General features: G+C 75.8%; 12 protein-coding genes. 7 read left to right on the plus strand and 5 right to left on the minus strand.

Features of this window, described 5'->3' with window-relative positions:
• Positions 1–21: 21 nt before the first annotated feature.
• Positions 22–474 (plus strand): MaoC family dehydratase, encoded by a 453-nt coding sequence (locus tag MY520_RS19915; RefSeq protein WP_436694307.1) that lies wholly within the window; start codon positions 22–24, stop codon positions 472–474.
• Between the two features lie 8 nt (positions 475–482).
• Entirely contained in the window at positions 483–2,021 is a 1,539-nt protein-coding gene (locus tag MY520_RS19920) for an acyl-CoA synthetase (protein ID WP_436694308.1), read from the plus strand.
• Here MY520_RS19920 and MY520_RS19925 read toward each other — a convergent pair.
• Genes MY520_RS19925 through icmF form a run of 3 tightly spaced genes read right to left on the minus strand, consistent with a single transcriptional unit; the run spans position 2,006 to position 6,415 of the window.
• Positions 2,006–2,368 carry a hypothetical protein gene (locus tag MY520_RS19925; RefSeq protein WP_436694309.1) on the minus strand — a complete coding sequence of 121 codons (363 nt, stop codon included), beginning with the start codon at positions 2,366–2,368 and terminating at the stop codon, positions 2,006–2,008. The genes MY520_RS19920 and MY520_RS19925 overlap by 16 nt on opposite strands.
• Before the next feature lie 31 nt (positions 2,369–2,399).
• Positions 2,400–3,173 carry a helical backbone metal receptor gene (locus tag MY520_RS19930; protein WP_436694310.1) on the minus strand — a complete coding sequence of 258 codons (774 nt, stop codon included), beginning with the start codon at positions 3,171–3,173 and terminating at the stop codon, positions 2,400–2,402.
• Between the two features lie 8 nt (positions 3,174–3,181).
• Complete coding sequence (gene icmF / locus MY520_RS19935; RefSeq protein WP_436694311.1) at positions 3,182–6,415, minus strand: fused isobutyryl-CoA mutase/GTPase IcmF; 3,234 nt, start codon at positions 6,413–6,415, stop codon at positions 3,182–3,184.
• 141 nt (positions 6,416–6,556) lie between these two features.
• Between icmF and MY520_RS19940 the strand changes: the two genes are divergently transcribed.
• Together MY520_RS19940 and MY520_RS19945 are read left to right on the plus strand one after the other, a co-directional pair.
• The gene (locus MY520_RS19940) at positions 6,557–8,155 is read left to right on the plus strand and encodes an acyl-CoA synthetase (protein ID WP_436694312.1); all 1,599 of its coding nucleotides are present in this window, start codon (positions 6,557–6,559) and stop codon (positions 8,153–8,155) included.
• A 28-nt stretch (positions 8,156–8,183) separates the two neighbouring features.
• Positions 8,184–10,499 (plus strand): ATP-binding protein, encoded by a 2,316-nt coding sequence (locus MY520_RS19945; RefSeq protein ID WP_436694313.1) that lies wholly within the window; start codon positions 8,184–8,186, stop codon positions 10,497–10,499.
• Here MY520_RS19945 and MY520_RS19950 read toward each other — a convergent pair.
• On the minus strand, positions 10,474–11,139 hold the full coding sequence (locus tag MY520_RS19950) for a hemerythrin domain-containing protein (protein ID WP_436694314.1): 666 nt from the start codon (positions 11,137–11,139) through the stop codon (positions 10,474–10,476). The genes MY520_RS19945 and MY520_RS19950 overlap by 26 nt on opposite strands.
• A 151-nt stretch (positions 11,140–11,290) precedes the next feature.
• Between MY520_RS19950 and MY520_RS19955 the strand changes: the two genes are divergently transcribed.
• Together MY520_RS19955 and MY520_RS19960 are read left to right on the plus strand one after the other, a co-directional pair.
• Positions 11,291–12,067: an NAD(P)H-dependent flavin oxidoreductase gene (locus MY520_RS19955; RefSeq protein ID WP_436694315.1), complete on the plus strand. Its 777-nt coding sequence runs from the start codon at positions 11,291–11,293 to the stop codon at positions 12,065–12,067.
• Positions 12,031–12,243, plus strand: a complete 213-nt coding sequence (locus MY520_RS19960) for a hypothetical protein (protein WP_436694316.1) — start codon at positions 12,031–12,033, stop codon at positions 12,241–12,243. Before MY520_RS19955 ends, MY520_RS19960 begins: the two co-directional genes overlap by 37 nt.
• 4 nt (positions 12,244–12,247) lie before the next feature.
• Here MY520_RS19960 and MY520_RS19965 read toward each other — a convergent pair whose 3' ends face one another.
• Positions 12,248–12,784: an N-acetyltransferase family protein gene (locus MY520_RS19965; protein ID WP_436694317.1), complete on the minus strand. Its 537-nt coding sequence runs from the start codon at positions 12,782–12,784 to the stop codon at positions 12,248–12,250.
• A 51-nt stretch (positions 12,785–12,835) separates the two neighbouring features.
• Here MY520_RS19965 and MY520_RS19970 point away from each other — a divergent pair, with 51 nt between their 5' ends.
• Positions 12,836–13,669 (plus strand): helix-turn-helix domain-containing protein, encoded by an 834-nt coding sequence (locus MY520_RS19970; protein ID WP_436694318.1) that lies wholly within the window; start codon positions 12,836–12,838, stop codon positions 13,667–13,669.
• The last annotated feature ends 33 nt before the right edge of the window (positions 13,670–13,702 follow it).

Consider the following 13,702-nt stretch of genomic DNA (forward strand, 5'->3'; position numbering starts at 1 on the left):
CGTCGTCCTACGTTCGGGCCGGTGAGCGACGAGCGCTGGTTCGAGGACTACGTCGTGGACACGACCGCCGAGTTCGGCCCGCTGCGGGTCGAGGAGGACGACGTCGTCGACTTCGGCCGGCGCTTCGACCCCCAGCCCTTCCACGTCGATGCACGGGCCGCGGCGGCCGGGCCGTTCGGCGGCCTGATCGCCAGCGGCTGGCACACCTGCGCCCTGATGATGCGGCTGTTCGCCGACGAGTACCTCTCCCCCGTCTCCAGCCTCGGCTCCCCCGGCGTCGACGAGCTGCGCTGGACCGCCCCGGTGCGCCCCGGCGACGAGCTCACCCTGCGGACCACCGTCGAGGAGGCCCGGCTGTCCCGGTCCAAGCCCGACCGCGGCCTGCTGCGCACCCGCATCGAGCTGCTCAACCAGGACGGCGTCGTCGCCCTGAGCATGGTGGCGATGAACCTGGTCCGCACCCGTCCCGCCTAGGAGGAGCTGTGCCCTGGCCCGGCGCCACCGCGCGCACCGACCCCGACAAGCCGGCCCTGGTGATGGCCGGCTCCGGAGCCACCCTGACCTACGCCGAGCTGGAGGAGCGCTCCACCCGGCTGGCGTCGTGGCTGCGCTCCGAGGGCCTGCGGCGGGGGGACGTCGTGGCGCTGCTGAGCGACAACCGGCCGGAGGTCTCGGAGGTCTACTGGGCCTGCCAGCGCGCCGGGCTGTACGTCACGGCGGTCAACTGGCACCTCGCCCCGGCCGAGGCGGCCTACGTCGTGGCCGACAGCGGCGCCCGGGTGCTCGTCGCCGCGGCGACGCTCGCCCCCCTGGCGCGGGAGGTGCGGGCCGCCGTCCCGGCGGTCACGTCCGCGCTGGCCGTCGGCGGGCCGATCGAGGGCTTCGCGGACCACCGGTCCGCGGTGGCCGCCGGCGACCCCGTCCCGCCGGCCGACCAGCCGCGCGGCGCGGACCTGCTCTACAGCTCGGGCACCACCGGCCGGCCCAAGGGGATCCGCCCGCCGCTGCCCGACCGGCAGGTGACCGAGCCCGGCGACAGCCTCGTGGCGGTGTTCGGCACCCGCTACGGGTTCGGGCCGGACACCGTCTACCTCTCGCCCGCGCCGGTCTACCACGCGGCGCCGCTGCGGTTCGTCGCCACCGTCCAGGCCACCGGCGGGACGGTCGTGATGATGGAGTCCTTCGACCCCGAGGCGGCGCTGGCCGCGATCGAGCGGTACCGCGTCACGCACAGCCAGTGGGTGCCGACGATGTTCGTGCGGATGCTCAAGCTGCCGGCGGAGGTTCGGGCCCGCTACGACGTGTCCAGCCTGCGGGTCGCCGTCCACGCCGCGGCGCCGTGCCCGCCGGAGGTCAAGCGCGCGATGATCGACTGGTGGGGCCCGGTGCTCGAGGAGTACTACGCCTCGACCGAGAGCGCCGGCATCACGATGGTGAGCAGCGAGGAGTGGCTCGCCCGGCCGGGCACCGTCGGCCGCGACGGCTTCCTCGGCACCGTGCACGTCGTGGGCGACGACGGCCGGGACCTCCCCCCGGGCGAGGTGGGCGTCGTCTACTTCGAGCGCGACACCATGCCGTTCGCCTACCTCAACGACCCGGCGCGGACGGCGGAGGCCCAGCACCCCGACCACCCGACCTGGTCGACCGTCGGCGACATGGGGTACCTCGACGAGGACCGCTACCTGTACCTCACCGACCGCCAGGCCAACATGATCATCTCCGGCGGGGTGAACATCTACCCCCGCGAGGCCGAGGACGTCCTGGCCCTGCACCCGGCGGTGCTCGACGTCGCGGTGATCGGCGTCCCCGACGAGGAGATGGGCGAGTCGGTGCTGGCGCTGGTCCAGCCCGCGCCGGGTGCGGCGACCGCCGCCCTGCCGGAGGAGCTGGTGGCCTACACCCGCGAGCGGCTCAGCCACTACAAGTGCCCGGCCCGCGTGGAGCTGGTCGACGAGCTGCCGCGCACGCCGACCGGGAAGCTGCAGAAGCACCTGCTCCGGCGCCGCTACACCCGGTCCTGAAAGGCCCTCCTCAGCGCGCGGAGCGCCCGGGCCGCCGTCGCCGCCACCGTTGCCGGTGCCGCCAGGCGGGCCTCCAGCTCGGTCACCCGGTCCTCCACCGCCGCCAGCCGGGGCTCCTCCCCCGCGGGCGGGTGCACGGCCACCTCGGCCAGCCCGTCGGTCAGCGCGGCCACCAGGCTCGCCACCTCGTCCGGCCGCAGCTTGACCGTGCCCACGCAGGTCTCGTCCCGCCAGACGCTCAGGTTGAGCAGCCCGACCTCGGGATGGGCGGAGACCCGGACCGCCCGCGTCCGGTCCCGGGCGTCCCACACCCAGCGGCCACGGCTCGGGAGGGACAGCACCGTCATCGGCACAGGCTCGGGCCCGACGGGAGCGGCGTCAACCCGGTCCCCCGATCGCGGCCAGCAGGCGGGCGCGGGCGGGGGCCAGCGACGGCCCGTACCAGGTGAGGTCGCGGCCGGAGACCAGCGCCGTCCGCACGCCGGGGAACGCCTCCGGCCCGTCGTCCGCGGTGAAGACGTACGGCTCGTCCGGGAGGACGACGACGTCCGGCGCGGCACCGCGGATCTCCTCCACCGCCACCTTCGGGTAGCGGTCGGCCGCGTCGGCGAAGACGTTGACCAGCCCGAGCCGGGCCAGCACGTCGCCGGTGAAGGTGCGCGCGCCGACGACCATCCACGGATCCCGCCACACCGGGACGGCGACCCGGAGCCCGGTTCCCGGAGCCGGGTCCGCCCAGGCGGCCGCGGCGGCGGTCAGCCAGGCGGGCTCCCCGACGTCGAGCACCTCGCCGAACAGCCGGCGCATCGAGGCCAGCGCCTCGTCGACCGACTCGATGACCGTCACCCACACCGGCACGCCGGCCGCGCGCAGCCGGTCGACGTCCAGCCGCCGGTTCTCCTCCTGGTTCGCGACCACCAGGTCGGGCGCGAGGGCCTCGATCGCCGCGCGGTCGGGGTTCTTGGTGCCGCGCACCCGGGCCACGTCGAGGTCCGCCGGGTGGGTGCACCAGTCGGTGGCGCCGGCCAGCCGGTCGGGCACGGTGGCCGCCAGCGCCTCGGTGAGCGAGGGCACCAGCGAGACCACCCGCCGCGGCGGCCGGGGCAGCTCGACCGCCGTCCCCAGGTCGTCCCGGAGGGCAGAAATGGCCATTTCTGCCCCTAGACGTTGCGCCGGTACTGGCCGCCGACCTCGAAGAACGCCTCGGAGATCTGGCCGAGCGAGCACACCCGGACGGCGTCCATCAGCTCGGCGAACACGTTGCCGCCCTCCATCGCCACCTGCTGCAGCCGGGCCAGCGCGGCCGGCGCCGCGTCGGCGTGCCGGGCGGAGAAGTCCGCCAGCCGCTGCAGCTGCGACTGCTTCTCCGCCTCGGTGGCGCGGGCCAGCTCCAGCGGCTTCGGCGGGGTCTCGTCGCGGTGCGGGTCGAGGAAGGTGTTGACGCCGACGATCGGGAGACTGCCGTCGTGCTTGCGGTGCTCGTAGAGCATCGACTCGTCCTGGATCCGGCCGCGCTGGTAGCCGGTCTCCATGGCGCCGAGGACGCCGCCGCGCTCGGCGATCCGGTCGAACTCGGTCAGCACCGCCTCCTCGACCAGGTCGGTGAGCTCCTCGATGACGAACGAGCCCTGCAGCGGGTTCTCGTTGCCGGCCAGCCCCCACTCCTTGTCGATGATCATCTGGATGGCCAGCGCCCGGCGGACCGAGTGCGGGCTGGGGGTGGTGACGGCCTCGTCGTAGGCGTTGGTGTGCAGGCTGTTGGCGTTGTCGTAGATGGCGCAGAGGGCCTGCAGCGTCGTCCGGATGTCGTTGAAGTCCATCTCCTGCGCGTGCAGGGACCGGCCCGAGGTCTGCACGTGGTACTTCAGCTGCTGCGACCGCGGGTTCGCGCCGTAGCGCTCCCGCATCGCCACCGCCCAGATCCGGCGGGCGACCCGGCCGATCACCGAGTACTCGGCGTCCATGCCGTTGGAGAAGAAGAAGCTCAGGTTGGGCGCGAAGTCGTCGATCGCCATGCCCCGCGCCAGATAGGACTCCACGTAGGTGAAGCCGTTGGCGAGGGTGAACGCCAGCTGGCTGATCGGGTTCGCCCCGGCCTCGGCGATGTGGTAGCCGGAGATCGAGACCGAGTAGAAGTTGCGCACCCGGTGGTCGATGAACCACTCCTGGATGTCGGCCATGCAGCGCAGCGCGAACTCGGTCGAGAAGATGCAGGTGTTCTGGCCCTGGTCCTCCTTGAGGATGTCGGCCTGCACCGTGCCCCGGACGTTGGCGAGCACCCAGGCGCGGATCTCCTCGGCCTCGCCGGCGTCGGGCTCGCGGCCCTCGTCGGCGCGGAACGCCTCCAGCCGCTGGTCGATCGCGGTGTTGAGGAACATCGCGAGGATCGTCGGCGCGGGGCCGTTGATCGTCATCGACACCGACGTCGTCGGCGAGCACAGGTCGAAGCCGGAGTACAGGACCTCCATGTCGTCCAACGTGGCGATGGAGACCCCGGAGGTGCCGACCTTGCCGTAGACGTCCGGCCGCGGGTCGGGGTCGCGGCCGTAGAGGGTGACCGAGTCGAAGGCCGTCGACAGCCGGGTCGCCTCGTTGCCGGCGCTCAGCAGCTGGAACCGGCGGTTGGTGCGGAAGGCGTCGCCCTCGCCGGCGAACATCCGCGCGGGGGCCTCGCCGGCCCGCTTGAACGGGAACACCCCGGCGGTGAACGGGAAGAACCCGGGCAGGTTCTCCCGGCGCAGGAACCCCAGCAGCTCGGCGTCGTCCCGGGTGCGCGGCAGGGAGACCCGCCGCACCTCCGTCCCGGACAGGGTCCGCCGGGTCAGCGGCGTGTGGATCTCCTTCCCGCGCACCGTGTAGACCAGCTCGTCGCCGGAGTAGTCCTCGACGCGCGCCGGCCACTCCTCCAGCAGCGACCGCACCTCGGGCAGCAACTCGGCGTCGGCCGCCGCCATCGCCGTCCGGGCGGCCTCGGCGGCGTCCCCGTCCAGCACGTCGGCGGCGGTGCGCAGGTGCTGCCGCCGCCGCGCGATCTCCGCCTGCGCCTCGGTCGCCGCGTGGTAGCCGCGCACCGCCTCGGCGATCTCGGCCAGGTACCGCGACCGGGACGACGGCACCACCGACGACAGCCCGGTGGAGGTGCGGACGTCGACCCGCGGCAGCACCCCGGACCCGACCGGCAGCCCCTTGTCCGCCAGCAGGCCGAGCAGGTGCTGATAGAGCGCGGTGACGCCGTCGTCGTTGAACCGGGCGGCGCTGGTGCCGAAGACCGGCATCTCCTCCCACGGCTGCCCGAACGCCTCGCGGTTGCGCACCAGCTGGCGGGCGACGTCGCGGCGGGCGTCCTCGGCCCCGCGCCGCTCGTACTTGTTGATCGCGACGGCGTCGGCGAAGTCGAGCATGTCGATCTTCTCCAGCTGCGACGCGGCGCCGAACTCCGGCGTCATCACGTACAGCGCCACGTCGGAGAACGGCACGATGCCGGCGTCGCCCTGGCCGATGCCAGGCGTCTCCACGACGACCAGGTCGAACCCGGCGGCCTCGACCGCGCACAGCACGTCGTCCAGGTGCTGCGGGGTCTCCGCGCCGGCGGACCGGGTGGCCAGCGAGCGGAAGAAGGTGTGCGACCCGTCGCCGGTCTCCAGTGCGTTCATCCGGATCCGGTCGCCGAGCAGGGCACCGCCGCCGCGGCGCCGGGTCGGGTCGATCGCCAGGACGGCGACCCGCAGCTTGTCCTCCTGGTCCAGCCGCAGCCGGCGCAGCAGCTCGTCGGTGAGCGAGGACTTCCCCGAGCCGCCGGTGCCGGTGATGCCCAGGACCGGCACCGTCCGCCCGGCCGCCGCCTCCCGCACCCGCGCGGCCAGCTCCGGGTCGCGGCCGGCCTCCAGCACCGTGATCGCCCGGGCGAGGGCCGCCGGGTCGCCGGTGCGCAGCGCGTCGACGTCCGGGCCCGACGCGGTCAGGTCGACGTCGCAGGCGCGGATCAGCTCGTTGACCATCCCCGGCAGGCCGAGCCGCTGGCCGTCCTCCGGCGAGAAGATCGTGACGCCGCGCTCCCGCAGCAGCGCGATCTCCTCGGGCACGATCACGCCCCCGCCGCCGCCGAACACCTGCACGTGACCGGCGCCGGACCGCGCCAGCCGCTCGACCAGGTAGCTGAAGTACTCGACGTGCCCGCCCTGGTAGGAGGAGATCGCGACCCCCTGCACGTCCTCCTCCAGCGCCGCGCGCACCACGGCGTCCACGCTGCGGTCGTGCCCGAGGTGCACGACCTCCGCGCCCTGGCTCTGCAGCAGCCGGCGCATCACGTTGATCGCCGCGTCGTGCCCGTCGAACAGGCTCGCCGCGGTGACGAACCGGACCGGGTGGACGGGGACGTGCAGGTCGGTCGGCATGACACTCCCGAACTAGTAGGACGTCCAAGTAACTCTACGCGGCCCCCGGCCCTGATCACCACGTCCGGGAGCCACCGCTCCCGCCGGCGCGGGCATGATGAGCCGTCCCCGCCCGGACCCGAGCCCGGAGGCCAGCCCGTCATGGACGCGACGTTCCTGCCCGACACCGCCGCCACCGTCGCCCGCGCCCGCCAGCACGCCGTCGGCGATCTCCTCCACCGCACCGCCGCCCGGTACCCGGACAAGCTCGCGGTGGTGGCCGGCGACCTGCGCGTCACCTACGCGGAGTTCGACGTCGCGGTGAACCGCACGGCGCACGCCCTGGCCGAGCGGGGCCTGGCCAAGGGCGACCGGCTGGCGCTGCTGAGCCACAACTGCTGGCAGTTCGCGGTCCTCGCGTTCGCCACCGCCAAGCTGGGCGTGGTGCTCGTGCCGGTCAACTTCATGCTCGGCGCGGAGGAGATCGCCTACATCCTCGGCCACTCCGGTGCGCGCGGGATCGTCGCGGAGGACGCCCTGGCCGGGACGGCGGACCAGGCGATGGCCGCCGCGGGCGTCGACGGCGGGCTGCGCGGCTGGATCCCGCTGGCCGGCGCCGCGCCGGCCCCCGGCTGGGAGGACGTCGACGGGTGGTGGCGCGACGGGACCGCCACGGCCCCCGACGTCGCGGTCGCCGACGACGACCCGCTGCGGCTGATGTACACCTCGGGCACCGAGTCGCGGCCCAAGGGCGTCCTGCTCTCGTCCCGCTCGCTGATCACCCAGTACGTGTCCTGCGCGATCGACGGCGGCATGAGCGCCGACGACGTCGAGCTGCACTCGCTGCCGATGTACCACTGCGCGCAGCTGGACTGCTTCTTCTCCGTCGACGTCTACCTCGGCGCGACCAGCATCATCCTGCCGGGGCCGGACGCCGGCACGATCCTCGCCACGATCGCCCGGGAGCGGGTGACCAAGCTGTTCTGCCCGCCGACGGTGTGGATCTCGCTGCTGCGGCACCCCGACTTCGACACCACCGACCTGTCCAGCCTCCGCAAGGGCTACTACGGCGCCTCGCCGATGCCGGTGGAGGTGCTGCGCGAGCTGCAGCGCCGGCTGCCGGACGTGCAGCTGTGGAACTTCTACGGCCAGACCGAGATGGCCCCGCTGGCCACGATCCTGCGGCCGCACGAGCAGCTGGAGCGGGCCGGCTCGGCCGGGCGGGCCACGCTGAACGTCGAGACCCGGCTGGTCGACGACGACGGCCACCCGGTGCCGCCCGGCCAGGTCGGCGAGATCGTGCACCGCAGCCCCCAGGCCACGCTCGGGTACTACGCGGACGAGGAGAAGACCGCCGAGGCCTTCCGCGGCGGGTGGTTCCACTCCGGCGACCTCGGCGTCATGACCGAGGACGGCTACCTGTCGGTGGTCGACCGCAAGAAGGACATGATCAAGACCGGCGGGGAGAACGTGGCCAGCCGGGAGATCGAGGAGGCCATCTACGAGCTCGACGGCGTCGCCGAGGTCGCGGTCTTCGGCATCAGCCACCCGTACTGGGTCGAGGCGGTGACCGCCGTCGTCGTCCCGAAGCCCGGGGCGACGCTGACCACCGAGGACGTGCAGGCGCACACCCGCGACCGGCTGGCCGGCTACAAGCGGCCGAAGTACGTCGTCCTCTCCGAGGCGCTGCCCAAGAACCCCAGCGGCAAGATCCTCAAGCGGGAGCTGCGCCAGCAGCACGCCGATCTGGCCCGGGACTGACACCTGCCCCGCTGCTACCTTCCGGCCGGTGGGCGCCGACGCGGGTGGGTTCGCCGGGCTCCTGCGCCGGTTCCGCGGGCGCGCGGCGCTGAGCCAGGAGGAGCTCGCGGCGCGGTCCGGCCTCACCGCCAAGGCCGTGAGCGCGCTGGAACGCGGCGAGCGGCGGCGGCCCTACCCGCACACCGTCCGGGCCCTCGCCGACGCGCTGGACCTCGACCCCGCGGAGCGGGACGCGCTGGCTGCGGCCGCCCGCCCGGAACAGCCCGGCCCCGGGGCCCCGGCGGCTCCGCCCGAACCCGCCCCGCTGCCCCACCCGCCGGCGCCGCTGATCGGCCGGTCGGCCGAGCGGGACGAGGTGGTCGCGCTGCTGCGGTCGGGCGCCACCCGGCTGCTCACCCTCACCGGGCCGGGCGGCGTCGGGAAGACCAGCCTCGCCCTCGACGTCGCGCGGGCCCTGGCCGGCGACTTCCCCGGCGGCGGCACCGTCGTCGAGCTCGCCCCGCTGCGCGACGCGCGGCTGGTGCTGGCGACGGTCGCCCGGGCGCTCGGCGTCCGGGCGGGCGGTGCCCCGCTGCTCGACACGATGGCCGCCCAGCTCGGCGGGCGCCGGCAGCTCGTGGTGCTCGACAACCTCGAGCACCTGCTCCCGGCCGCCGGCGACGTGGCCGCGCTGGTCGCCCGCTGCCCCGGGCTGGTGGTGCTGGCCACCAGCCGGGCCGCGCTCCGGGTGCGGGCCGAGCTCGAGGTCCCGCTCGAGCCGCTCGCCGTGCCCGCGCGGTCCGACGTCGAGGCCGTCTCCGCCTCACCGGCGGCCCGGGTGTTCCTCGACCGTGCCCGGGCGGCCGGCCGGGCCGTCGCGCTCACCGAGGCCACGGCGCCCGACGTCGCGGCGATCTGCCGCCGGCTGGACGGCCTCCCGCTCGCCCTGGAGCTGGCCGCCGCGCACGCCCGCTTCCTCTCCCCCGCCGCGCTGCTGGCCCGGCTCGACCAGGCGGTCGCCTCCCCGCGCAGCCGCGACCTGCCGGAGCGGCAGCGGACGATCGGGGCGACCCTCGACTGGAGCCACGAGCTGCTGACCGCCGAGGAGCAGGTGCTGCTGCGCCGGCTCTCGGTGTTCGCGGGGGGCTTCGCGCTGGAGGCGGTCCAGGAGGTGGCGGGCGCGGACGTCGACGTGCTGCCCGCCCTGGCCGGCCTGGTCGAGCAGTCGCTGGTGGTCGCCTCGGACGAGCCGGCCGGCCGCTACCGCCTGCTGGAGCCGGTCCGCCAGTACGCCGCCGTCCGCCTGGGCGACGCCGGGGAGGCCGACGCGGTCGCCGACCGGGCCGCCGACCTCGTCCGCGCGCTCGCCTCCGGTGCCCGCCGGGGACTGCGCGGCCGGGAGCAGCCGGAGTGGCTGGACCGGCTGCAGCTCGAGCACGGCAACCTCGGCGCGGCGCTGGCCCGGCTGGTCGCGGCCGGCCGGCACGGCGCGGCGGCCGGGCTCGCGGCGGACACCTGGCTCTACTGGGCGCTGCGCGGCACCACCGCCGAGGGGCTGGCGTGGGCGCAGCGCGTCGAGGAGGACACCCTCTCGCCCGGCGAGCGGGCCGCCCTGCACGTGGCGATCGCCGGGCTGAGCCTCGCGTCGGGGGACGTCGGCGCCACGGCGTCGGCAGCCGTCCGGGCGGCCGCCGCGGCGGAGCAGGCCGGGGACGACGCGGTGCGGGCCGAGGCGCTGGTGCTGGCGGGGTCGGCCGCGGTCTTCCTCGGGTCCTTCGAGGAGGCGGCGCCGCTGCTGGCCGCCGCCCGGCGCCTGGGCGAGGCGACGGAGCACGCGTGGGCGCTGGCGCACGCGGCCACGGCGCAGGCGCAGCTGCTGTTCCGCGCCGGCGACCTCCCCGGTGCGGCGACGGGGCTGGCCGAGGCGGAGCGGATCGCGCGCGCGGCCAGCGGGCCGTTCACGCTGGCGACGGTGCTCAACGTGCGGGCGAGCCTCGCCCTGGCCCGCGGCGACGACGGTGCCGCGCTGCGCGAGTGGACCGAGGCCGCGGAGCTGGCCGCGGCGGTCGGCACGACCTGGACGATGGCCTACACGGTGCCGGGGCTGGCGGTGCTCGCCGCGCGGCGGGGGCGGCCGGAGCTGGCGGCGGAGCTGTTCGCGGCCGGGTCGGCGACGGCGGAGGCGGCCTCGGTGGCCGTGTCCTTCCCCCCGGACCTGGAGAGCCTGGCCCGGCACCTGCCCGAGGTGCGGACGGCGCTGGGCGAGGAGGCGTTCCGGCGGGCCTGGGAACGCGGGCGCGGCCTGCGGCCGGCCGACGTCCCCGGGCTCGCCGCGCAGCTCACCGCCCGTTCCGCACCCGGCTGACGTAGCGCCGGTACCGGCGCGCGAACACCGTCCGCAGCAGGAACCGGACCGGCGCCGGGAGGACGGCGAGGATCGCCCGCCGCTCCTCGGGCGTGGCCTCCTCGACCACCGCGCCGAACATGATCGGCAGGTCCCTCGGCCGCATGTCCGCGACACCGTGCTCGCCGAGCTGCGACCACTCGGCCTGGGTGACGTGGCGCGCGGCGAGGGGCAGGATCTCGCGCTCCTCCTCGTCGAGGTGCTCGATGAGCGCCGCGCGGAGGGTGTCGAAGCCGGCGGCGACCTCCTCGGTGACGGCCGGCCGGGCCTCGGCCTCCCAGCGGTCCAGCGCGGGGCCGAGCCGCTCGATGGCCTGCTCGACCCGGGAGTGCTGGTCCTCCATGCGGTGCACCAGCGCGGCGTCGGGGGCGGCGCGCTCGAGCAGCTTGGGCCAGAGCAGCTCGTCCTCGCTGGTGTGGTGCAGGTGCAGCCCGGTGAGGACCATGCGGGCGTGCCCGGCGAGGACGCGGGCGCGGGCGGTGTCGCCCGGGGCCACGGCGCGGGCCAGCTCGGGGATCAGCCGGAACTCGCGGCGGAAGACGCGGTGCACGACCACCATGTCGGAGACGTCGGTGAGGGGGCAGGAGGAGGTCTCGGTCATGGCGACGAGCCTGTCGCCGCGCGCCGGCGTCCGGCACCCACACGACCGCCACGCTGCCCCCACACTCCGCGCCGGCGGCGGAGCGGAGGCCCCTTGACGGGGCTCCGCGGCGGCGCGACCGTCGGCCGGAGGCAGCGCGCGAGGAGACGCCATGGCCACCACCCGATTCACCGAGCTCACCGGCTGCTCCGTCCCGGTGCAGCAGGCCCCCATGGGAGCGGTGTCCCCGCCGGCCCTCGCCGCGGCGGTCGCCGAGGCCGGCGGGGTGGGCACGCTCTCGTCCCTGCGGATGACGGCGGACCAGGTGGTCCGGGGCATCGACGAGGCGCGCCGGGCCACCGCCGGGGTGCTCGCGGTCAACGTGCTGACCGCGGACGTCGACGAGGACGTGGTCGCGGCCGCCGCCGAGCGGGTCCGGCTGGTCGACTTCTTCTGGCTGGACCCGCGGCCGGACCTGGTCGAGCTGGCGCACCGGGGCGGTGCCCTCGTCGGCTGGCAGGTCGGCTCGGTCGAGGAAGCCCGCGCCGCCACGGACGCCGGCAGCGACGTGGTGACCGTGCAGGGGACCGAGGCGGGCGGGCACGTGCGCGGGTCGCGCCCGCTGCGGCCGTTGCTGGCCGAGGTGCTCGCGGCGGTCGACGTGCCCGTGCTGGCCGCCGGCGGCATCGCCTCGGGGCCGGCGCTGGCAGCGGTGCTGGCCGACGGGGCGGACGGCGCGCGGATCGGCACCCTCTTCGTCGCGACCGAGGAGTCCGCGGCCCACCCGGACTACAAACGGGCGGTGGTGGACGCCTCCTCCGGCTCGGCCGTGGTCACCGGGGCGTTCGCCACGGAGTGCCCGCTGTGCGCCACCAGCCGCGTGCCCGGGTGCTGCGCGCCGCCGTGGACCGGGTGGCCTCCTTCGACGGGGACGTCGTCGGCACGCTGACGATCGCCGGCGGGGAGCTGCCGCTCCCCCGGGGCGCGGGCATGCCCCAGGTCGCCGCGGTGTCCGGCTCGGTCGACGCGATGGCCCTCTCCGCCGGCGAGGGCGTGGGCTCGGTGACGGGCGTCCGGCCGGCCCGCGAGGTCGTCGCCGACCTGGCCGCCGCCCTCCCGCGGTGATCGGTCAGCGCAGGGGCGCCGGCGGGCCGTCGTCGTCGGGGTCGCCGAGCGGCCGCTGGCTCCAGGCGACGTCGTGCCACCGGCCGTGCTTCCAGCCCGCCCGGCGGTAGGTCCCCACCGGCTCGAAGCCCACCGCCCGGTGCAGCCGCTCGCTGGCCGGGTTGGGGAGGACGACGCCGGCGAAGGCCATCCGGTAGCCGCGCGCGGCCAGCCGGTCGAACAGCGCGGTGTAGAGGGCCCGGCCGGCGCCGGGGCGGCGGGTGCCGGCCTCGGTGTAGACGCTCACCGACGTCGACCACCGGTAGGCCGCCCTCGTCATGAACGGCGCGCCGTAGGCGTAGCCGGCCACCCGACCGGCGTCCTCGAGCACCACCCAGGCGTGCGTGCCGAGGGCAGCCTCGATCCGCCCGGCCATCGCTGCCGGCGTCGGGGGCTCGGTCTCGAACGAGATCGTGGTGCCGGTGACGTAGGGGGCGTAGACCTCCGCGCAGCGCGCCCCGTCCTCCGGGGTCGCGTCCCTGACCAGCCATCTCGTGCTCACCCCGCCATCCAAGCGGGTTCCGCCGCGGCGGCTCGACCGTAGGCTCGGCGGGTGGACTTCGCGTTCACCGAGCGGCGCCCCGGGGGCCGGCTCGGCCGGTACGTCGAGTCGCTGTGGCACGCCCGGGGGCAGATCCCGTACCGCCGGGAGCGGATCGCGCCCACCGGGTCGACGGTCGCCGGCATCGTGCTCGGCCCGCCGATCCGGCAGACCCCCGACGGCGGGCCCGAGTTCCTCGCGGTCACCGGCTTCCTCATCGGGCCGCACGACCGGCCGGTCCTCAACGAGCCCACCGCGGGCACCCACTGCGTGGGTATCGTCACGACGCCGATCGGCTGCCGGGCGGTCCTCGGGCTGGACCCCGCCCCGCTCCGCGGCCGGGTGGCCGACCTGCCGGCACTGTGGCCGGCCGGCCGTGCGCTGCGCGCCGACCTGCTGGCGGCCGGAGCCGAGGGCGGCGAGGCGCTGGACCGGACCGAGGCCGTGCTGGCGGCCGGGCTGGACGAGTCCGACCGCGGGCTGGACCGGGTCGCCGCCGCCGTCGCGGCCTTGGAGGCCGACCCGGCGCGTCCGGTCGGCGACCTCGCCGCGGACCTGGGCATCTCGCACGGCCCCCTGGACCGGGAGTTCACCCGCGTGGTCGGACTGAGCCCCCGCACCCTGGCCCGGGTGCTGCGGGTCCGCCGGCTGCTCGAGCGGGTCGACGTCCGGGACCGCGTGGCCTGGACCCGGATGGCCGCCGAGCTCGGCTGGTACGACCAGGCGCACCTGATCCGCGACGTCGTCCGCCACACCGGCGTCCCGCCGTCGGCCTACGTGGCCGCCCAGCGGCGGTTCCTCGAGCCCGGCGAGGAGGCCCCCGGCTTCGTCCCCGAGGCCGGGTGAGCCGCCGCAGCGTGTGCAATCCGTCCAAGACCG

Origin of the sequence: Geodermatophilus sp. CPCC 205506, from assembly GCF_051383635.1 — a bacterium.
GTDB lineage: Bacteria > Actinomycetota > Actinomycetes > Mycobacteriales > Geodermatophilaceae > Geodermatophilus.